Raw genomic sequence first — 22,303 nt, forward strand, 5'->3', positions numbered from 1 at the left:
CTACTATCCCTCTTGAGCCGCAAGTAATTATAGAAAGAAGTGGTTGTGTTGATATCGAAGCGGCAGTCCATTGCTTGGCTTTCGCCTTTTCTTGTTCTACTCTTATTATTTTTCCTAGTACCTTTACTGTATATGCTTATTACGAGCTTTCAAAATAGTGAGGGCTTTACACTGGCGCAATACAAGTCCATTTTTACGAACGATTATATTTTGCAAGGCTTTAAAAATAGCATAACATTGTCCGTTATCTCGGCTGTCATTGCATTGTTTGTCACATTGTTTGCTGTCTATGCCATGATGAAGTTTTCTGAGCCAGTACGGGAGAAAATTTTAATACTAACGAACTTAACATCCAATTTTTCAGGCATTCCGCTAGCATTTGCTTTTATTGTTTTACTTGGCAATAGTGGTTTATTTACATTGTTATTTGACAAATGGGATATTGATGTGTTGACGTCCTTTTCTCTTTATAGCTGGGGCGGTTTGTTACTTATTTATATTTATTTTCAACTACCATTATCGCTTATGCTGCTATATCCCATTTATGATGGGATACAGCAGCAATGGAAGGAGGCAGCAGCCCTTCTAGGGGCATCTAGCTGGCAGTTTTGGCTGAAAATTGGTTTACCGGTTATGCTTCCAGGGATTGTGGGAACCTTTAGTGTATTGTTCGCCAATGCAATGGGGGCGTATGCCTCTGCTTATGCATTAACAAGCAGTAATTATAATTTAGTGGCGATTCGTATTGGCTCCTTAATAAAAGGTGATATATTTGCTCAGCCAGAGCTAGCCAGTGCCATTGCGGTCATATTAGCAGTGACAATGGTGACGGCCATGCTTATTAGTGAGTGGAGTATCTCTAAAACAAGGAGGAAAGTAAAATGAAAAAGCGTGGCTTGGCTGATTTTTTCTTCCTTCTGTTAGGGGGGTATTTACTATTACCAGTGTTGGCAACGATGCTCTATGCGTTTGCAACAAAATGGAATAAAACGATATTGCCAGAGGGACTCACATTCAAATGGCTTGCCACATTGTTTCAGGATACCGAATTTATTCAGGCATTTGGCCGGTCAGTACTTTTAGCAGGTGGTGCAGTTAGTATCGCACTCCTCGTTATTGTGCCAGCTATCTTTGTCATCGTCCTGTACTTTCCTAAATATGAGAAATGGATACAGATGGCAGTGGTGATGGTGTATTCTTTCCCAGGAATTATTTTAGCAGTAGGGCTTATACGCGTTTATAGCAAAATAGGTATACCGATGATATTCGTTGTTTTAGGCGCCTATGTTGTGGGAATTCTTCCTTATATCTATCAAGGTACACGAAATAGTTTAAGAAATATAGATGCGAGGCAGCTACTTGATGCGGCTCAATTGCTAGGTGCATCCAAAAGGCAAGCATTCACAAAAATCTTACTGCCTACCGTTTATCCAGGCTTATTTGCAGGTGCATTGTTATCCTTCTCTGTCTTATTTGGTGAATTTGTCTTGATTAATCTTGTTGTTGGCTCTCGCTTTGAAACAGTTCAAATTTATTTAATGAAAAAGCTTAGCACAAGTGGACATATTGCTAGTGCAGTTGTTTTCATCTATCTCGTGCTAATGGGTCTATTAACATTTGTCATTGCAATCGTAACGAAACGATCGAAAGGTGCTACAAATCTATGAGTTATCTTGTTATTGAAGGACTTCATAAAAAATATGGACAAGCAACTGTTTTAACCAATATTCATATGGAAATTCAAAAGGGTGAATTTATCACACTGTTAGGTCCTAGTGGCTGTGGAAAGAGTACCATTTTGCGCATTGTTGCTGGCTTAACAGATGCATCGGCAGGTAAAATTTTGATTGAAGGAAAAGATATGAGTGGCGTACAACCGAAGGATCGTCAAGTGGGCATGGTCTTTCAATCCTATGCACTTTTTCCTAATATGACTGTGCTAGAAAATGTTGCTTTTGGTTTGCATATGCAAAAAGTCAGTAAGGCAGATATTGAACAGCGTGTTCAAGAAATGCTAGCACTTGTTCATTTAAGTGAGAAAGCCAATGCTTACCCGAAAGAATTATCTGGGGGACAACAGCAGCGTGTTGCTCTGGCACGTGCATTAATTGTCCGCCCTAAAGTACTGTTATTAGATGAACCGCTTAGTGCGCTTGATGCTCAAATTCGCAAGAAACTACAAGCCGATTTACGAGCAATTCAACGAAAATTAAATATGACAATGATTCTAGTTACACATGATCAGGAGGAGGCGATGGCTGTTTCGGATAGAATATTCGTCATGAATAATGGCCATATTGCGCAAAATGGTACACCAACAGAAATCTATACGAGACCGAATAATGAATTTATTGCTAATTTCATCGGTCATTATAATGTCTTTCCACGCCAGTCTTTAGAGAAAATGCTTGGAAAATCTTTAGTAGCGCAATCCTCTAAATTTGCCATTCGACCTGAAGCATTGCATCTCGATCAAAGAGATGGAGATTTGTGTCTCTCCGGAATTGCCAAACAATCATTAATGAGTGGCAATATTATTCGTACTACGTTTGATGGGGAAATGGCGTTTACAATGGAACAACTGCATCAACAAGGCTATTCGATTGAAATGGGAAAAACCTATAAGTGTTATGTCGCACAAGAAGATGTGATTGCATTAGCATGACTTACGCAAAACTGGAAAGATTTGAATTTATTTTAAAACAATTAGATATAGAAGGAAAAATTATTGTTGCCAATATTGCCGATGCCCTTCAAGTAGCACCAGAAACCATTCGCCGAGATTTTGATGAATTAGAGCAACAGCATTTATTATCAAGAGTTCATGGTGGGGCTATTAAATACACAAACGTACGCAATGAACCGGTGTTTTTACGCAAGCTACAAATGCAAAAGGAGGCAAAGCGACAAATTGCTCGTATGGCAGCAAAACGCATTTGCGACGGCGATACTATTGCAGTAGATACAGGTACTACAACGGTACATATGGCCGATTTTTTATTAGCTGTTGATGATATAACAGTTGTCACGAATTCGATTGCAGCAGCTATTCAATTTAATTTAGCTATTGAAGAACGACGCATGACAGGCAAGGTCATATTACTAGGGGGCACTGCGAATCCAAAACAATCTTCAGTTGCAGGTGCTATGACGTTAGAAATGCTAGATAATATGAATTTTGATAAGGCCTTTTTATCGTGTGGTGGCATTAGTGAGGGCATTGTTTATGATTACGATTTGGATGAATCTCTTATTTCTAAGAAAATGCTCAAGCATAGTAAGGTGAGTTATTTATTAGCGGATGCAGCCAAAATCAATGGCAAATCATTTTTTCAAATCTGTCATCTTGATGAATGTACAGAAATTCTTTGCGAAAGCACTTGTCCATTAGAATGGCAAGCTTATGAGGAAAAATGGACGGTATGTAATGGAGGGAAGAGCTGATGACAATTGATTATCATGTACATTTAGAAGAGGGACCCTATTCATTTCGCTGGCTAGAGCGTACATCACAGGCACTGGCGTTTTTCCATCAGGAGGATGAGACGGAAAAAGGCTCTAAGCAACAAATGACCTGTCAAGTACAGCGGCTAGCACAACGTGTGAAAAATGGCTGTTATAGTGAGGAATGGTTGGATTTATATCTCGAACAGGCAAAACGGCTTGGCTTGCGTGAGGTAGGTATTGTTGATCATTTATATCGTTTTCAAGAAACACGGGCCTATTTTGAGCGCTTTATGAGGCTAGATGATAGCGAGATTGGACAAATACAGCGCTATTGGCTGGATCGTGTGATGACAGAAAATATAGATGCTTTTGTCACGACCATTCAGCAGGCAAAGGAAAAATGGCGTCAACATGGCATTACACTAAGGCTTGGTATAGAGGCAGATTATTTTGTTGGTGGGGAGGAGGAATTAACGGCTTTACTGGCTGGTTATCCTTGGGATTATGTGATTGGTTCAGTTCACTTTGTTGATGGTTGGGGCTTTGATAATCCGCAAACACAATATCTTTTTGAGCAAATGGATCAGCCCACTTTACAACAAAGTTATGAGCGATTTTTTGGAGTAGTTGAGCAAATGATTCTTTCTAATATGTTTGATTTTGTTGCCCATTTAGATAACTTTAAAGTATTTAATTATCAAGTGGAGGATCGTGCTTTTCTTGAAGTTTGGTATAAACGTATTGCACAGGCACTAACGTCTACTCAAACCGCCACTGAAATCAATGCCGGGCTGTATTATCGCTACCCTGTAAAGGAAATGTGTCCGGGTCCTCTTTTTTTACAAACCTTACTTGCCCATGGAGTTGCTTTTACCGTATCCTCTGATGCGCATTTCCCGGATGATTTAGGTAAATATACATTTGCCAATACTGAGCTACTAAAGGGTTATGGCGTTCAAGCCATTGTCGCTTTTGAGCAGCGAGTTAAAAAAATGATCACGTTATAGGTAGAGAAAAGGCACTAAAGTTTCATTGTAGTGCCTTTTATTTGTATTACATAAGTACAATTTAGCTCGCATACAAATGATTAAATTCATTTTTATAATGTGAGGCGAATCAAATTGACATCCATTAAAGAACAACCCTTTTTGCCAATTATTATTCAATCGGGTCAGCATGCCTATGGGGTAGCCCGCTCTTTTTATGAAGCCTATCGCATCAAAAGTCTTGTCATTGAGCCAGCTAAAAAAGGGAGAACGATGCGCTCACTCTTTTTGGGAGGCTCTCAGGGAATTGCCACGCAAAATAGCGGTATTCTGGATTTTCAATATGTGGAACATTTAGATGATCCTAGCCGTTTTGTACAAGCGCTAGTCGCATTGGCCATGCAGTGCCAACAAAAGAAATTGATTTTATTAGTTTGTGACTGCTATTATGCAGAGCTTATCATTAAAAATAAAGAGCTGCTTGAAAAGTACTTTATTTTACCTTATATTGATCAGGCTTTACTAAAAATGGTGCAAACAAAGGAAAAGTTTTACCAGCTTTGTGATAAATATCAGTTAAAATACCCCAAAACCATGATCATCACAAAGGAACATCATGCAAATAGTGAACTCCCGATCCAGTATCCCATTATTATTAAACCTTCCAATGCCGTGACCTATACGAATAGTTCCTTTCCTGAGAAGAAAAAAATATTTTTAGTGCATGATGCAGACGAGATGCAGCACATCATTCGCAGTATTTATCGTTCTAGTTATCAAGATGCCTTAATCGTTCAAGAATTTATTCCAGGCGATGATTCCTATATACGTGTACTAGATGTATATGTAGGAAGGGATCAAAAAGTAAAGTTGATGTGTGTAAGCAACAAGCTACTTGAAGATCCATCTCCGCAAAATAAAGGTATTTCTTTAGCTGTCATGACGGACTATGATGAACAGCTAATGGAATCAATCCGCCATTTTTTAGAGGAAATTGGCTATACAGGTTTTGCTAATTTTGATATGAAATATGACGCTAGAGATGGGGAATATAAGCTATTTGAAATGAATTTGCGAGCAGGGGCTTCAAGCTACTATGTGACAGCGAGTGGTCATAATTTAATGCAGTATGTGGTGGATGATTATTTATTCCAGGTTAATCATGAGCGAACATATGTCCAGACGAAGCATGTATGGTCACTACTTCCTCCAAAAACATTATTTAAATACATGAAGAATGAAAAATTAAAAATTGAAGCAAAGCAATTAATGAAAGAAGGGCAATACACGAATGCATTACTGTATAAAGAAGATATGAATATAAAGCGTTGGATGAAGTTGAAATTGTATGATTCGTATTTACATGTAAAGTACAGCAAGTATTTTAATGAAAGCAATGGTTAGCATATGCAAACTGAAGGATTGCGCTTCAAAACAGGAGGATACAAAGCCCTAACGGAAGGATAGAACATCAAAGCGGATGGATAATTACGCCTATCTTCATATAATTAAGTCGAAACCACGACATTTGAGGCGCAAACCTTGTAGGAAGTATCAACTATTCAGTATAATAATAAAATGGGAATTCAAGTGCATGGATTTCGTTTGAAAGGAGTTACCTGATTGCGATGAATGAGGAACAACGCTTAGCTAATCAACAAGTCAATCAACCAAAAAAAGAAGACAAGCCTGAAAAGGATTATAGTAAATATTTTGAGAAGGTCTTTACGGCTCCTTCCTTAAAAGATGCTAAAAAACGTGGGAAAGAAGATGTCAAGTATCATAAGGATTTTAGCATTGCAGAAGAGTTCGCAGGAATGGGCAAAGATCGCACCTTCTATATTCGTACTTATGGCTGCCAAATGAATGAGCATGACACAGAAGTAATGGCTGGGATTTTTATGCAGCTGGGCTACACACCAACAGAGGTGATTGAAGAGGCTGACGTTGTCTTGCTAAATACATGTGCTATTCGTGAAAATGCAGAAAACAAAGTATTTGGAGAACTTGGTTTCCTGCTGAAATATAAACGAAAAAACCCTGAGATGCTAATCGGGGTTTGTGGCTGTATGTCGCAAGAGGAATCTGTTGTTAATAAAATTTTAAGAAGCTACCCACATGTCGATATGGTATTTGGTACACATAATATTCACCGTTTGCCGAACATTTTAAAAGAAGCTTACATGTCGAAGGAAATGGTGATAGAGGTTTGGTCTAAAGAAGGCGATGTCATTGAAAATCTGCCGAAAAAACGTCTTGGTTCCATTAAGGCTTGGGTTAATATTATGTATGGGTGCGATAAATTCTGTACGTATTGTATCGTTCCGTATACACGAGGTAAAGAGCGTAGTCGCCGACCAGAGGAAATCATTGCTGAAATACGTGAGCTAGCGGCAGCGGGCTACAAAGAAATTATGTTGCTGGGACAAAATGTCAACGCTTACGGCAAAGATTTTGAGGATATTGATTATCGTCTTGGTGATTTAATGGATGAATTAAGAAAGATTGATATTCCACGGATACGTTTTACAACGAGTCATCCACGTGACTTTGATGATTATTTAATCGAAGTTCTTGCAAAACGTGGCAACTTAGTGGAGCATATCCATTTACCAGTACAATCTGGCTCGAATGATGTCTTAAAAATTATGGCGCGTAAATATACACGCGAGCATTTCCTAGGTTTAGTGGACAGAATTAAAGCTGCCATACCTGAAGTAACATTAACAACAGATATTATCGTTGGCTATCCGAATGAAACAGAGGAGCAATTTGAGGAAACATTGTCCTTATACCGTGAAGTCGGCTTTGAGGCAGCGTTTACGTATATTTATTCTCCACGTGAAGGAACACCAGCTGCAAAAATGATCGACAATGTACCTGAAGAGGTGAAAAAAGAGCGTCTTCAACGTTTAAATGAAGTAGTGGGTGAATACTCACGCAAAGCATTAGAGCGTTTAAATGGTGAGGTTGTCGAAGTATTAGTTGAAGGTACAAGTAAACGACGCGACGATGTGCTAGCAGGCTATACGCGGAAAAATCGTTTAGTTAACTTTAAAGCACCAGCAGAAGTAATTGGTCAATTAGTAAAAGTAAAAATAACAGAGACTACATCTTATTCACTTACTGGTGAATTTTTGGAAGTCGTAAAAAATGAAAAGGTGGAAGCGTAAATGACACAAGTCTTATATACAAAAGAAGATTTAATTAAAAAATCACATGAAATTGCACATATGATTGCAAATACGCCAGAGGTTGAATTTTTCAAAAAGGCAGAAGCACAGATTAATGAAAATCAACAAGTACGTGAACGTATTGCAAGCTTAAAAAGCTTACAAAAACAAGCGGTTAATTTCCAACACTTAGGGAAAGAAAAAGCATTAAAAATGATTGAAGATAAAATTGCTAAAATCGAAGAAGAAATTAATGCTATCCCAGTTGTGCAACAATTTAAAGAATCACAAGGCGATGTGAATGATTTATTGCAACTGGTATCGAATACCATCGCGAATAATGTTACAAATGAAATTATTCGCTCAACTGGTGGCGATGTTCTTCGTGGTGAAACGGGTTCATACGTAGAAAATACTCAGCCAGGTAGTTGCTCCTAATAAACCCTTGGAAATCAAAGCTCGAATGACAGCATTCGAGCTTTTTTCATGTCTTCTTCTATTGAAGCATTCCCACGCTATAGCAGACCTCTCACGGAAAAAGATCTGGACGATACTTTTCATTCTCTAAAAATATATGTTCACCCAATGGGCGCTACCTGCATATGATGGAGTGAAAAGAGTCGAAGGAGGAATTGCGCTGAAACGTTTACGACAAATCGTGACGAAAGCAGTAGTTGCCAAAGGGAAGAAGAGAACGGAAGAACGTGTGACATTATCACCAACAAATAAACCGACAAGTATTTTAGGATGCTGGGTAATCAATCACACTTGCTCTGCAAAAAGAGTCGGGAAATTTGTAGAAGTAACAGGGAAATTTGATGTCAATGTGTGGTATGCCTATAGTAATCATTCGAAAACAGCTGTGTTTTCTGAAACGATTCACTATAAAGACAAAGTGAAGCTTCACTATCGAGAAGGTGAAATTAGCGTTGGTGATGACGTTCGTGTACGTGTGATACAAGAGCCAAATTGTATTGAAGCGATTATCTCTCCATGTGGTACGAAGTTTGAAATTGTAGTGGAACGTGAAGTAGTTGTGGAAGTAATGGGTGAAACAACAATTTGTATTAGTGTCCATCCACTAGACTATGAAGAAGATTGGAGCCTTAATGATGAAAGTTCATCTTCATCCTCATCAAGCTCTAGTTCCAGCTCATCTTCAAGTCCTGAAGGAGAAGGTAGGTATGTGTTAGAGTCTTCATCGTTTCCTGATGAACGACCAAGATAAGTTTAAAAAACATCATTTTTTGATACATGCGAAATGCTAGCATCTTAAAAAAGGTGAATGAAGCGTTTCGCATGTATCTTTTGTTATAATAAAAATATCTATAAGGCAAGAGCGAGGGAAATAGTGATATGACAACTTATACACCAATGATGCAACAGTATCTACAGGTAAAGGAAGATTACAAAGATGCCTTTTTATTTTTTAGATTAGGTGACTTTTATGAAATGTTTTTTGAGGATGCTATCAATGCCTCACAAATTTTAGAGATTACATTAACAAGCCGAGATGCAGGCGCAAAAGAGCGAATACCAATGTGCGGTGTGCCGCATCATTCGGCTAAAAATTATATTGAAACACTTGTGCAAAAAGGCTATAAAGTGGCCGTTTGTGAACAAACAGAAGATCCAAAGCAAGCAAAAGGTGTGGTCAAACGTGAAGTGGTTCGGCTTATCACACCAGGAACAATTATGGAAGGGAAGGCACTTGATGGTAAATCCAATCATTTTATTGGCGCGGCAGAGCAACTAGATGACACAACATTTGGCTACGCTTATTTAGATTTATCAACAGGTGAAGCAGTGGTGTCGTCTATTGAAGGCGATGAGAAAGCATTATTAATGCAAATGCAGGCTTATGGTATTCGAGAGCTTATTGTAACGGATAGTTTGCAGCTATTGTTAGCAGAGCATGCCGTCAATGCTGGTATCGTGCTTTCGATTGAAGTGAATGAAATGTCTATGGACAAAGCAGCAAGCTATTTAGAAGCTGTACCACAACCGTTACAAATTGCGTGTCTTCGCTTGTTAGCTTATATCGATCAAACGCAAATGCGATCTTTATCACATATTCAAGCATTCACGTTTAATGAAATCAAAAATTATTTACGTATTGATTCTAGCTCTAAGCGAAATTTAGAGCTTATTCAATCAATTCGTGGTGGAGATCAAAAAGGGACACTTTTATGGTTATTAGATGACACCGTGACAGCGATGGGTGGGCGAAAATTAAAACAATGGCTACACCAGCCGCTTGCCACACATTCAGCTATAGAAGCTAGACTAGCGATTGTTACGGATTTATTGGAAGAATATTTTGTACGAACAGAGCTTCAAGCATCCTTAAAACAAGTATATGATTTAGAGCGGTTGGCTGGTCGTGTTGCTTTTGGCAATGTGGGTGGACGAGATTTAGCCCAATTGCGTGATTCTTTACGTCAAGTGCCAGCTATTCAGCAACAGTTGATGGGGTCAAATAAAGAAACATTACAGCAATTAGGTGTGGAACTTGATACATGTACAGATGTCGAGGAACTGTTAGCAAAAGCGATTACAGATAATCCACCTATTACCATTAAAGAAGGGGATGTCATCCGTGATGGCTATAATGAACGCTTAGACGAACTTCGCTATGCTGCTCGTAATGGTAAGGATTGGATTGCCCAGCTTGAACAAGAAGAACGTGTGAAAACGGGTATTAAAAATTTAAAAATAGGCTATAATCGCATTTTTGGTTACTATATTGAAATTACAAAATCAAATATTCATTTAGCGGATTTAACACGCTATGAGCGCAAACAAACGCTGGCGAATGCGGAGCGCTATATTACACAGGAACTAAAAGAAAAAGAAGCATTGATTTTAAATGCTGAAGAAGAAAGCTTAACATTAGAGTACAACCTGTTTGTGGAAATTCGTGATGCATTAAAAGCTTATATTCCACGTGTCCAAGCACTGGCAGCAAGCATTAGTGAGTTAGATGTTTTACTAAGCTTTGCGAGCGTCTCAGAAAAATACCGTTTTACGAAACCAGAATTTCATGGTGGACGTGCCCTGAAAATTATAGAAGGACGCCATCCTGTAGTTGAAAAAATGTTGAATAAGCAAATGTATGTACCAAACGATTGTGTGCTAGAAGAGCAGAACAATATGATGCTTATTACAGGACCGAATATGTCTGGTAAAAGTACTTATATGCGTCAAGTAGCATTAATTGTTGTCATGGCACAAATGGGCTGCTATGTACCTGCTGAAAAAGCAAAATTGCCTATTACCGATCAAATTTTTACTCGAATTGGAGCGGCCGATGATTTAGCAGCAGGGCAATCTACATTTATGGTGGAGATGCTTGAATCACAACATGCTATTATGCATGCAACGAAAAATAGCTTGATGCTATTTGATGAAATTGGACGTGGAACATCAACCTATGATGGTATGAGTTTGGCACAATCGATGATGGAGTATATTCATGACAAAATTGGAGCAAATACGTTATTTTCTACGCACTATCATGAATTGACAGCACTTGAAAAGGATTTGCCACGCTTACAAAATGTGCATGTTTCGGCCACTGAAAAAAATGGTACGGTCGTTTTCCTGCATAAGGTGAAAAAAGGCGCGGCTGATAAATCCTATGGTATTCATGTGGCACAGCTTGCTCAATTACCAGAAGAAATTTTAGCTAGAGCACGTGTATTACTTGAGAACTTTGAGGCAGGGAAAGAGGTAGTTGCCGAAACACAGGTGATAGCTGAACAACCAGTGCAGATGTCTTTATTTGCAGAGGCAGAGCCACTTTCACCAGCCGAGGCAGAGGTGCTAAAGAAATTAGAAAAGGTAAATATTCTAGGTACATCACCAATGCAGGCGATGAATATTTTATATGAGCTACAGCAAGAGCTAGTGAACGCTAAAAAATAAAGGAGTGATACGTTAGTGGGAAACATACAAATTATGGACGAATGGCTATCCAATAAAATCGCAGCAGGAGAGGTAGTAGAAAGACCAGCTTCTGTTGTCAAAGAGCTAGTGGAAAATGCTATTGATGCTGGAAGTACGTCCATTGATGTTTTTTTACTAGAAGCGGGTCTCACTTCCATTCAAGTAATAGATAATGGTAGCGGTATGGATGAAGAGGATGCAGTAATATCATTCTCTCGTCATGCTACTAGTAAAATTCATCAAGAACATGATTTATTCCGTATTCGAACACTTGGCTTCCGTGGTGAGGCTTTAGCATCTATTGCCTCTGTTTCCAAAATGACATTGATTACATCAAATGGTGAATCTGGTACACATTTAGAGCTTGAAGGTGGACATATCCTCACTCATAAGCCTGGTCCGTTGCGCAAAGGGACTGATTTAACAGTATCACAGCTATTCTTTAATACACCCGCCCGCTTAAAATATATGAAAACCATTCAAACCGAACTTGGGCATACAATAGACCTGATGAATCGCCTCGCACTTGGTAACCCACAAATTGCATTCAGATTACTGCATAATGGTCAACAATTACTGCAAACAAATGGTCGAGGAGATGTACAACAAGTACTTGCTGCTATTTATGGTGTACATAATGCCAAGAAAATGGTGTCATTCCAAGGCGAGTCATATGATTATCGAATTTCTGGCTTTGTAACCTTACCAGAGGTAACACGTGCTTCTAAAAATTATATGTCCCTATTTGTCAATGGTCGCTGGGTCAAGCATTATTTAGTACAAAAGGCTATTGTCGATGCCTATCATACGTATTTACCTATTGAGCGTTTTCCAATAGTTGTTCTTTATATAGAGGGTGATCCCTACTTAACAGATGTGAATGTGCATCCTGCAAAACATCAAATTCGTTTAAGTAAAGAGCCTGAGCTTTTGAAGTTAATAGAAGAAACCATTCGTGAAAAGATACGCAACATTATTCGAGTCCCACAAATGGAGAAGAAAGAAAAAATCGTTAAACCAGTTACGGAGCAATTAAATATTTGGAAGCCTGCCCCTAAGATTAATGTGGAGAAAATGAATGCCATCGTAGAAAAACTTTATGATGTCCAAACCATTCAAGAAAACAATCGTGAACAGATAGTGGAGCCTATGCCTATTTCTACTGTTCAGGAGGAAAGTTGGCAGCCAACACCACAAATGGAGGCTGAAACAGTTGATGAAGTAACGATCGTTGCACATTCGGAAGTATTGGAAGAGGCACCTACGAAGGAACCTTTTCCTGAACTAGAAGTAGTAGGGCAAATCCATGGCACATACATTGTCGCGCAAATGGAGGATGGTTTTTACTTAATTGATCAGCATGCTGCACAGGAACGCATTAAATACGAATTTTTCCGTGAAAAAGTCGGTCAAGTCAATCCTCATGAACGTCAGGCATTATTGTTACCACTAACATTCCATTATGCAGCTGATGAGGCACTGATATTACGAGAGCACAAGCATGAGTTAGAAGCTGTAGGCGTATTCTTAGAGGAATTTGGACAGTCATCTTTCGTTGTGCGTGAGCATCCGAGCTGGTTCCCACAAGGGGAGGAACAGGAAATCATTGAGGATTTAATTGAACAGGTGCTGACAACTAAAAAGGCTGATATCAAAAAACTACGTGAGGCAGCAGCGATTATGATGAGCTGTAAGAAATCGATCAAAGCCAATCATTATTTAACAAAAGAACAAATGGAAATATTGCTACGAGATTTACGCAATGCAGATAATCCATTTACATGCCCACACGGACGTCCAGTGCTTATCCATTTTACATCATATGAAGTGGAAAAAATGTTCAAACGGGTTATGTAATGAAAAGGGGGAAAATGGATGGGCGAATTTATTTTAGCGATTGATCAAGGAACGACAAGTTCAAGAGCCATTTTATTTAATAAAAAAGGTGAAATTGTTCATGTCGCACAAAAGGAATTTCAACAAATTTTTCCAAAGGCTGGCTGGGTAGAGCATAATGCAAATGAAATATGGGGCTCTATTTTGTCCGTTATTGCAGCCGTATTGACCGAAAGTGGGCATGAAGCAAGTGAGGTTCATGCGATCGGTATTACCAATCAGCGCGAAACGACCGTTGTGTGGGATAAACACACAGGTCAGCCGATTTACAATGCGATTGTCTGGCAATCACGCCAAACACAGGACATAGTGAATGCCTTAAAAGAACAGGGGCATGAAGAACGTTTTCAGCAAAAGACAGGGCTACGCCTAGATGCTTATTTTTCAGCGACAAAAATTAAATGGATCTTAGATAATGTGGATGGCGCCCGTGAAAAGGCTAACAATGGAGATTTATTATTCGGCACGATTGATTCCTGGATAGTTTGGCGATTATCAAAGGGAAAGGCCCATGTGACCGATTACTCAAACGCAGCTCGAACTTTGCTCTACAATATTCACGAATTGCAGTGGGATGAGGAACTTTGCCAGCTTTTAGATATTCCGATGTCCATGCTCCCTGAAGTAAGGAATTCATCAGAAATATACACAGAAACGGCTCCAAGTATATTCTTTGGAGAAAGAATCCCGATTGCTGGTATTGCGGGTGATCAGCAAGCCGCACTTTTTGGTCAAACTTGCTTTACCAAAGGAATGGCGAAAAACACGTATGGCACAGGCTGCTTTATGCTATTAAATACTGGACAGCAGGCAGTGACATCTGAAAATGGTTTATTGACGACCATTGCTTGGGGAATAGATGGGACGGTGACCTATGCATTGGAAGGTAGTGTTTTTGTAGCAGGGTCAGCTATCCAATGGCTTCGGGATGGACTACGGATGATTCGTACAGCTGAGGATTCTGAAACCTATGCTAGAAAAGTAGACAATACGGATGGCGTCTATGTTGTCCCCGCCTTTGTTGGGCTCGGTACACCTTACTGGGATACTGATGCTCGTGGTGCCATTTTTGGCTTAACACGAGGAACATCAAAAGAACATTTTATTCGCGCAACACTTGAATCATTAGCCTATCAAACGAAAGATGTACTGGATGCAATGGAGGAAGCAGCGGGTACTCCGATTGAAGTACTCCGTGTAGATGGTGGAGCTGTCAAAAATCAATTTTTAATGCAGTTCCAAAGTGATGTTTTACAGCTACAAGTTGAACTAGCAAAACTGAATGAGTCGACAGCACTCGGTGCAGCCTATTTAGCGGGGCTCGCGACAAGCTTTTGGCCAAATCAAGAGGCTTTATCCACATTATGGGTGAGTGGGCAAACCTACCAACCTCACATGGATGAAGTGCAAGCCACAGCTCTGTACACTGGCTGGCAGAAGGCTGTAGAGGCAACACGAATTTTTAAATCATAGCTATTGGGGGAGAAAGGTATGTTTTCATTTGAGCAGCGACCAAAAATTTTATATTATCTAGAGCACTATAGCTTTGACGTATTAGTCATTGGTGGTGGTATTACAGGTGCAGGAATTGCATTAGATGCCGCATCAAGAGGCCTTTCTGTCGCATTAATTGATATGCAGGATTTTTCAGCTGGTACGTCGAGCCGATCAACCAAACTGATTCATGGTGGCCTGCGGTATTTAAAGCAATTTGACGTAGGAGTTGTAGCGGAAGTTGGGCGAGAGCGTGAAATCGTTTATGATAATGCGGTACATGTGACAACGCCTGAAAAAATGCTATTACCTTTATATAAAAAGGGTTCGCTTGGTCCATTCACAACATCTATGGCACTAAAGGTCTATGATCGCTTGGCGGGTGTCAAAAAACATGAACGTAGAACGATGTTAAACGCCCAAGAAACCCTAGCATTAGAACCTTTGCTTAATCAAGATGGATTGGTTGGTGGCGGCTACTATGTAGAATACCGTACAGATGATGCCCGTCTGACAATTGAAGTATTAAAAAAGGCTGCAGAATATGGAGCACTTTGCCTCAATTATGCAGAAATGACGGAATTTATCTACGACAAGAAAAAGCTTGTTGGCATTAAAGTGAAGGATCATGTAACGGGTAACATACTCGATGTCCATGCCGCACAAATTGTAAATGCGACAGGCCCTTGGGTTGATGACGTACGACAAAAAGATAAAGTAGCAGATAACAAGCAATTACGTCTGACAAAGGGCGTTCATATTGTCCTCAAACAGAAGGACTTTCCACTAAAGCAAGCTGTTTATTTTGATATTGTCGATGGACGCATGGCCTTTGCTATTCCTCGAGATGGTAAAACCTATGTAGGGACGACGGATACTGTTTTTGAGGGTAATCCTGTACATCCAGTGGCAACACAGCAAGATGTGGATTATTTAATTGAGGCAGCTAAAAAGGTCTTTCCAACAGCTACTATTACAAGAGAAACAATTGAATCCTCCTGGGCAGGCGTACGACCACTAATTTATGAAAAAGGCAAGGACCCATCTGAAATTTCAAGAAAAGATGAAATATGGACAGCGCCCAGTGGTTTAATGACGATTGCTGGTGGCAAACTCACAGGCTATCGCCAAATGGCTGAAACAATTGTCGATAAAATTGTGAAGGCACGTCGTTACAAGCATGCAAGTGCCTGTTTAACACGTGAGCTAGCACTTTCTGGCGCAAAAGGAATCAACGCTATTAATTTCCCTGATTATATTGCCTATAAAGCACGAGAAGGTGTACAATACGGCTTAAATTATGATGAAGCCAAACAGCTTGTACAAAAGTATGGCACGAATGTAGATGCCTTATTTGATCGTGTGAAATTTTTACATGAACATGGCAGTACAATGCCTCTTGCCCTACATGCTATGCTACTGTATGGCATAGAAGCCGAAATGATCTATACACCTAGCGACTTCTTTATTCGTCGTACGGGCTTATTATACTTTGATATTGAAGCAGTAAAGCTTTATAAGCAGCAAGTGATTCAGGTGATGCAACAACGCTTGAATTATACAGAGGAACAAAAAAATAGGTATATTGCTGAATTAGAGCAAGCCATTATCGATGCAACAAATTTTGTGAAAGAAGGGGAGTAAGGGATGGAGCGTTATATTCAAATGTCAGATGAACATTTTGTCTTCACTCGAACATTGGAGCCTTCAACGCCATGTATTGGACATATTCACATTTTGCATGGCATGGCAGAGCACAGTGGGCGCTATTTAACATTTGCGAAAACACTCAACGCAGCAGGCTATGTCGTGACGATGCACGATCATCGTGGACATGGTGAAACGGCAGCTTATAATGGAACATTAGGCTTCTTTGCTGAAGAAAACGGCTTTGAGCGTGTTGTAAAAGATGCTCATGAGGTGATCACACAATTACATGCATCGTACGCTGATGTACCATTAATTCTTTTTGGTCATAGTATGGGGTCTTTCATTACTAGACGCTATATTCAACTATACGGAGAACAAGTAAACAATGTTATTCTCTGTGGTACTGGAAATGTGACAGCCTTACATGCTGTTGGAAATATTTTAGCCAGAGCATTAGCAAAGGGGCTAGGGAAAGAAACTGAAAGTAAGCTGTTAAATCAACTGAGTTTTGGTAGCTTTAATAAACAATTTCCGAATCCAAAGACTGCCTATGACTGGTTATGTTCAGTTCAACAAGAGGTGCAAAAGTATATAGACGATCCCTATTGTGGCTTTATTCCAACGAATCAATTTTTTGTAGATTTAACAACGGGCTTTGCAACACTAAATCGTAAAAAAGAATTAGCAAGAGTAAGAAAAGATCTTCCTATTCTCTTGATAAGTGGCAGTAAAGATCCCGTCGGTGAACAGGGGCTAGGCGTTTACACAGTTGCTGAACAGTTAGCAGCGGTGGGCATAGAGGATGTAACGGTTTATTTATTCGAGGATAAACGACATGAAATTTTAAATGAAGACAATCAAGAAGCAGTCTTTCAAGTTTTAATACGGTGGTTAGAAAAATATGATAGAAATTAAATTACAGCAGGCAGAGGTCATAGCGATTGTGGGACCGACTGCCTCTGGTAAAACGGCTTTAAGCATTGAATTGGCAAAGAAATATAACGGTGAAGTCATTAATGGTGACTCCATGCAAATATATAAAGGGCTCGATATCGGGACAGCTAAAATTACGGAAGAAGAGATGGAGGGCATTCCTCATCATTTACTAAGTTTTTTAGAGCCGACAGCATCTTTTTCAGTGGCAGACTATCAAAAATTGGTACGCGCAAAGATTGCGGAAATTCAATCTCGTCAAAAATTACCTATTATAGTAGGAGGCTCAGGCTTATATGTACAAGCTGTCCTCTATGATTTCCAATTTACTGATGAAAAAGTAGATGAGCGAGCACGTAAAGCCTACTATGAGGAATTAGCAAAGCTTGGCCCTGAGGCAATGCATGACAAATTAAAACAACTAGACCCTCAAGCAGCGGAGACAATTCATCCAAATAATACACGACGTGTTATTCGTGCATTAGAAATGCTGGAATTAAGCGGTGTCTCGAAAGCAGCCGAAGCACAAAATCGAGGGGAAGTACCCCTTTATAAGCATGTTATTTTGGGACTAGGTCAAAATATGTCTCGTGAGGTGCTTTATGACCGCATTAACCGTCGTGTTGATTTGATGATGGAAAATGGCCTTTTGGAAGAGGTAAAGGGATTATGGCAGCAAAATATCCGAGGTGTGCAGTCTATACAAGCCATTGGGTATAAGGAATTATATGATTATTTGGATGGCAAATGTACCCTAGAAGCAGCCATTGATAGCTTAAAACAAAATTCCCGTCGCTATGCAAAAAGACAGCTTACTTATTTCCGCAATAAAATGGATATCCATTTTATTACACCAGATGACCGATTATAAGAATAAAGAAAAATTTCTAAAAATTACTAATTGATAAATTGGTAGAACGTGCTACTATAGGAATGAAGAGGTAGAAAGTTAGTAGGGAGGCTATTTGATGAAATCAATCAACTTGCAAGATACGTTCTTGAACCAACTACGAAAAAACAGTGTTTTTGTAACTGTATTTCTGTTAAACGGATTTCAGTTAAAAGGGACTGTGAAATCATATGATAATTTTACAGTTTTACTGCTGGATGCTGACAATAAGCAGCACCTAATCTACAAGCACGCCATTTCTACATTCGTTCCAGCAAAACAAATAGAATTTTTAGAGACAGAAGTATAAAAAGATTGTTAAACAGTTAGTGTTCTCCACACTGGCTGTTTTTTTTGCTACAAGCTATAATGATAGTGGAATTTGATATTTTGGAGGACAAAGTTAATGAAAACAATGGAAACAACACAATTATTAGATCTTTTAGATGCAAATGAGGACCTATATATTATTGATGTTCGTGAAGAAGATGAAGTAGCACACGGCATGATTCCAGGCGCTCAGCATATTGCACTTGGAACAATCCCTGAACGTTTAGAGGAATTAGATGTAGAAAAGCCATATATTATTGTGTGTAAGGCTGGTGCTCGTTCTGCCAACGCCTGTGCTTACTTAGAGGCACAAGGATTTGATGTAACAAACCTTGAAGGCGGCATGCTGGCTTATGATGGAGAATTAGAATTTAAATAAACCATGAAAAAAGAAAGAGCATATACTCTTTCTTTTTTTATGTTGTTGAAAAAAATCGTGTCACTAGCAGAAAAAGACCTTTTGGCAAGGTAAGGGGTTGATTTCCGATCTGCCAGCGTCCTTTCCAGGGGGCGTCCGAGGAGCTTTCCCTCACTAGCGTTCGCCCACAGGAAAGCAAGTAGCCTGCAACGGAAACCATTTTCACCTTTCACAAAAAAGCTATTGCTGGTTTTGTTTTTCTTATGCTTGTTTTTTCAGGGAGTCCATGATGAAATTAAAATTCTCCTCAAAATTTTTGTAGAGATGAACATTTTTTTGTCCCTGCACCTTTGAAGCATAGCTAGCAAAGTTTAGACCAGCGCCATAAATTTGTAGTGCTCCATTCGCCAAATCACCCTTTTGGAGAAGCTCAATGCCGTCTTTCAAGAAATTTTGACTCTCCTCGAAATGACACTCCGTAATGTATTTATCACCACTATGAAATAACTTTAAGTTTTCTAGTATTTTATTTGCTGTCTCTTCACTAATAGAAGCGTCGACATTTATTAGCAGTTGATTGATCGGTTTTACCAACTTGGCATAGAGGCTATCATGCGTTTCACAGGTTTCAGCACTGGCATTTCTTAATTCTTTTGCATTCATTTTATCTTCCCCTAACTTTTCATTGTTTTATTACTTGCTGAACCTTCCCCTAATTTTAATATTTTAAATCCTGAATTTTCAGAAATATGTTATGATTATAGTGAATGAAGGAGGGATTTTGTATGTTTCGATCCATAGCACCCCCAACAATGTCTTTGCAGTAGAATCTACTGTTTAGGCATTCGATAATAGCTTGCTCATTTCGATAGATTCTACTGTATAGGCTAAAACGATATACGTAGAAAGTAGGAATTTGTAATGAGCGGAAAATTAGCATTTGTATTGTCCATGATTATTTTTGGTGCTGTCGGTGTTTTTGCGAAGTTTATTCCTTTATCCTCAAGTGAAATTGCCTTTTGGATGAGTATCATTGGCGCTTGTTTTTTGTTGGCCATATTTGTTTATAAAAAGGAAAGCTTTTCGAGGATCACGATTGTCCAAAATAAATGGCCGTTAATGCTTTCAAGTTTAGCATTATGCGGTAATTGGATATTTTTATTTCAGGCTTATAAGGAAACGACCATTGCCAATGCAGCACTAAGTTATTATTTTGCGCCAGTACTGGTCATCTGTTTATCTCCTATTATTTTAAAAGAGACGTTAGTAGGGAGAAAAATAGTGTATGTTGCTGTAGCATTAATAGGCCTATTTTTGATTGTCCAAAGCCAAAACATGGAGAACAGTGGTCACTTTATCGGTATTGTCTATGGTTTGATCGCAGCATGCTTTTACACGGTACTAACCTTTACAAATAAACGTATTCGTGGTTTAAAAGAGCCCGAAAATACAATTATCCAACTCTCTTTAGCTGCATTTTTGCTCTGTCTCTATATTGTAGGGACTACGGGTTTTCAAGTGATGCAAATTAGTTTTGGGTTCGTTCTAGTATTGATAGTACTTGGTATTGTGCATGCAGGTGTGGGGTTCTTTTTGTTCTTTTTAGGCATGTCTCAGCTAAAAGGTCAAAGTATAGCCATTCTTAGCTATATTGATCCACTGACATCATTAGTACTCTCAACAATGATTATTGGTGAACAAATGACAGTCCTACAAATAATAGGGGCTGTTCTTCTATTAGGCTCAACATTACTAAGTGAATTGGAAAAGACATAAGCCACTTTATAGTGTTACTGTTTAGTTTTACAAGTTTACTTTTCACATATTGACAGGAAAAGTGAGCTGTCGTAGATTTAAAGTAGTTGAATAAAAGCAATAGGTGCCCAATAGGGAGAATAGGGAATAAAGTGAAAAGCTTTAGCGGACCCGCCACTGTATAAGGGAGTTTCATAGTGAATGCCACTAGCAAATTGCTGGGAAGGTGCTATGAGATGTTGAACTTGAGCCAGGAGACCTGCCTACATGCTTTAGAAGATATAGATGATGGAAAAGTCTGTAGTTTATTTGTCATGACAATAAACTACAGACTTTTTCTTTTTGTCTTAAAAAGAGAGGAGCAATTATCATGCAATTACTACAAGACACGATACAAAACATCCAAGGTGCTGACCTGAAGGTGATGGAGCAAGCTAGACAGCGTATAGATGCCCTATGTAAACCCCCTGGCAGTTTAGGAAAACTAGAGTCCATTGCAGTGCAGCTTTCTGGCATAACTGGACAATTATTTCCGGTGATTGATAAAAAAGTCATCATTGTTTGTGCAGCAGATCACGGTGTTTGTGAGGAAGGTGTAACCACGAATCCACAAGATGTGACGGTCTTTCAAACATTAAATTTTCCTAAGGGAGGTACAGGTGTTTGTGCGATTGCGGGCATTACCAATGCAAAGGTAGTAACAGTAGATGTTGGGGTAAAAGAAGATATTCCACTTGATGCAGGTGTCCTCATTCATAAAATTAAATATGGTACAGATAACATGGCACAAGGTCCAGCTATGTCTAGAGAAGAGGCTATTCAATCCATTGAAGTAGGAATTCGTGTGGCAACAGAGGAAATCAGAAAAGGTGCCAATGTACTTGGAACTGGGGAAATGGGCATCGGCAATACAACACCGAGTGCTGCGATATTAGCTGTTCTAACTGACTGTGACCCAATTGAAGTAACAGGATTTGGAGCAGGAGTTGGTCAAGGTGGAATTGCCCATAAAGCGGCGATTATTGAAAAAGCAATTAGCTTAAATACGCCTAATCCTAAAGATGTCATCGATGTTCTAGCTAAGGTTGGCGGGTTAGAGATAGGGGCGATGATAGGCATTATACTTGGCGCTGCAGTCCATCGTAAACCTGTTGTCATTGATGGATTTATTTCAACTATTGCCGCGCTCATTGCTTATAAGCTCGAACCAAAAGTAAAAGATTATATTATTCCTTCCCATGCCTCAGAGGAACCAGGGGCTAAAATTGCCGCTGCATTATTTGGCATTGAACCAATGTTGTACATGAATATGCGTTTAGGTGAAGGCTCTGGTGCAGCCCTAGCCTTTCCCATTTTAGATGCAGCCTGCTCGATGATGAAAAATATGGTGACTTTAGAAGAATCAATGCAGTTGTTAAAAAGATAAAAACAATAAAACAGCCAA

General features: G+C 39.2%; 20 protein-coding genes and 1 riboswitch. Of the genes, 19 read left to right on the forward strand and 1 reads right to left on the reverse strand.

Going from position 1 to position 22,303, the window contains the following annotated elements; all coding sequences use genetic code 11:
* Positions 1-39 precede the first annotated feature (39 nt).
* The 17 genes from MHB40_RS05955 (at position 40) to MHB40_RS06035 (ending at position 19,125) form a co-directional block, all read left to right on the forward strand.
* The gene (locus MHB40_RS05955) at positions 40-885 is read left to right on the forward strand and encodes an ABC transporter permease subunit (RefSeq protein ID WP_342442741.1); all 846 of its coding nucleotides are present in this window, start codon (positions 40-42) and stop codon (positions 883-885) included.
* Positions 882-1,667, forward strand: a complete 786-nt coding sequence (locus tag MHB40_RS05960) for an ABC transporter permease subunit (protein ID WP_342534114.1) — start codon at positions 882-884, stop codon at positions 1,665-1,667. The genes MHB40_RS05955 and MHB40_RS05960 overlap by 4 nt, the downstream gene beginning before the upstream one ends.
* Complete coding sequence (locus MHB40_RS05965) at positions 1,664-2,665, forward strand: ABC transporter ATP-binding protein (protein ID WP_342534115.1); 1,002 nt, start codon at positions 1,664-1,666, stop codon at positions 2,663-2,665. The genes MHB40_RS05960 and MHB40_RS05965 overlap by 4 nt, the downstream gene beginning before the upstream one ends.
* Complete coding sequence (locus MHB40_RS05970; RefSeq protein WP_205442049.1) at positions 2,662-3,444, forward strand: DeoR/GlpR family DNA-binding transcription regulator; 783 nt, start codon at positions 2,662-2,664, stop codon at positions 3,442-3,444. The genes MHB40_RS05965 and MHB40_RS05970 overlap by 4 nt, the downstream gene beginning before the upstream one ends.
* Entirely contained in the window at positions 3,444-4,454 is a 1,011-nt protein-coding gene (locus MHB40_RS05975; protein ID WP_342442744.1) for a histidinol phosphate phosphatase domain-containing protein, read from the forward strand. Before MHB40_RS05970 ends, MHB40_RS05975 begins: the two co-directional genes overlap by 1 nt.
* Positions 4,455-4,568: 114 nt before the next feature.
* Positions 4,569-5,837 (forward strand): ATP-grasp domain-containing protein, encoded by a 1,269-nt coding sequence (locus MHB40_RS05980; RefSeq protein WP_342442745.1) that lies wholly within the window; start codon positions 4,569-4,571, stop codon positions 5,835-5,837.
* A 224-nt stretch (positions 5,838-6,061) separates the two neighbouring features.
* The gene (gene miaB / locus MHB40_RS05985; protein WP_342442746.1) at positions 6,062-7,606 is read left to right on the forward strand and encodes a tRNA (N6-isopentenyl adenosine(37)-C2)-methylthiotransferase MiaB; all 1,545 of its coding nucleotides are present in this window, start codon (positions 6,062-6,064) and stop codon (positions 7,604-7,606) included.
* On the forward strand, positions 7,607-8,044 hold the full coding sequence (locus tag MHB40_RS05990; protein ID WP_004225842.1) for a RicAFT regulatory complex protein RicA family protein: 438 nt from the start codon (positions 7,607-7,609) through the stop codon (positions 8,042-8,044).
* Positions 8,045-8,180: 136 nt separating this feature from the next.
* Positions 8,181-8,834: an outer spore coat protein CotE gene (cotE, locus tag MHB40_RS05995; protein ID WP_205442054.1), complete on the forward strand. Its 654-nt coding sequence runs from the start codon at positions 8,181-8,183 to the stop codon at positions 8,832-8,834.
* Positions 8,835-8,962: 128 nt separating this feature from the next.
* Positions 8,963-11,533, forward strand: coding sequence for a DNA mismatch repair protein MutS (gene mutS / locus MHB40_RS06000; RefSeq protein ID WP_342442747.1), 2,571 nt, complete (start codon positions 8,963-8,965; stop codon positions 11,531-11,533).
* Between the two features lie 15 nt (positions 11,534-11,548).
* Positions 11,549-13,411 carry a DNA mismatch repair endonuclease MutL gene (gene mutL / locus MHB40_RS06005; RefSeq protein WP_342442748.1) on the forward strand — a complete coding sequence of 621 codons (1,863 nt, stop codon included), beginning with the start codon at positions 11,549-11,551 and terminating at the stop codon, positions 13,409-13,411.
* Between the two features lie 18 nt (positions 13,412-13,429).
* A complete protein-coding gene (glpK, locus tag MHB40_RS06010) occupies positions 13,430-14,923 on the forward strand; it encodes a glycerol kinase GlpK (protein WP_342442749.1) in 1,494 nt (497 codons plus the stop codon).
* A gap of 18 nt (positions 14,924-14,941) precedes the next feature.
* Positions 14,942-16,588, forward strand: coding sequence for a glycerol-3-phosphate dehydrogenase/oxidase (locus tag MHB40_RS06015; protein WP_342442750.1), 1,647 nt, complete (start codon positions 14,942-14,944; stop codon positions 16,586-16,588).
* A 3-nt stretch (positions 16,589-16,591) separates the two neighbouring features.
* Entirely contained in the window at positions 16,592-17,509 is a 918-nt protein-coding gene (locus tag MHB40_RS06020) for an alpha/beta fold hydrolase (protein WP_342442751.1), read from the forward strand.
* Positions 17,496-18,398 (forward strand): tRNA (adenosine(37)-N6)-dimethylallyltransferase MiaA, encoded by a 903-nt coding sequence (gene miaA, locus MHB40_RS06025; protein ID WP_342442752.1) that lies wholly within the window; start codon positions 17,496-17,498, stop codon positions 18,396-18,398. The genes MHB40_RS06020 and miaA overlap by 14 nt, the downstream gene beginning before the upstream one ends.
* A gap of 97 nt (positions 18,399-18,495) precedes the next feature.
* Positions 18,496-18,726, forward strand: a complete 231-nt coding sequence (gene hfq / locus MHB40_RS06030) for an RNA chaperone Hfq (protein WP_205442062.1) — start codon at positions 18,496-18,498, stop codon at positions 18,724-18,726.
* A 96-nt stretch (positions 18,727-18,822) separates the two neighbouring features.
* Positions 18,823-19,125: a rhodanese-like domain-containing protein gene (locus MHB40_RS06035; protein WP_009371183.1), complete on the forward strand. Its 303-nt coding sequence runs from the start codon at positions 18,823-18,825 to the stop codon at positions 19,123-19,125.
* A gap of 240 nt (positions 19,126-19,365) precedes the next feature.
* On the opposite strand, the gene MHB40_RS06040 is transcribed toward MHB40_RS06035, so the two are convergent.
* Positions 19,366-19,767, reverse strand: a complete 402-nt coding sequence (locus MHB40_RS06040; protein WP_342442753.1) for a hypothetical protein — start codon at positions 19,765-19,767, stop codon at positions 19,366-19,368.
* 258 nt (positions 19,768-20,025) lie between these two features.
* Between MHB40_RS06040 and MHB40_RS06045 the strand changes: the two genes are divergently transcribed.
* Complete coding sequence (locus tag MHB40_RS06045; protein WP_342442754.1) at positions 20,026-20,880, forward strand: DMT family transporter; 855 nt, start codon at positions 20,026-20,028, stop codon at positions 20,878-20,880.
* 84 nt (positions 20,881-20,964) lie between these two features.
* Positions 20,965-21,141, forward strand: a riboswitch (cobalamin riboswitch).
* 88 nt (positions 21,142-21,229) lie between these two features.
* Positions 21,230-22,285: a nicotinate-nucleotide--dimethylbenzimidazole phosphoribosyltransferase gene (gene cobT, locus MHB40_RS06050; protein ID WP_342534116.1), complete on the forward strand. Its 1,056-nt coding sequence runs from the start codon at positions 21,230-21,232 to the stop codon at positions 22,283-22,285.
* Positions 22,286-22,303: the final 18 nt, after the last annotated feature.

This window comes from Lysinibacillus sp. FSL K6-0057 (assembly GCF_038630885.1).
In the GTDB taxonomy this organism is placed as follows: Bacteria; Bacillota; Bacilli; order Bacillales_A; family Planococcaceae; genus Lysinibacillus; species Lysinibacillus fusiformis_F.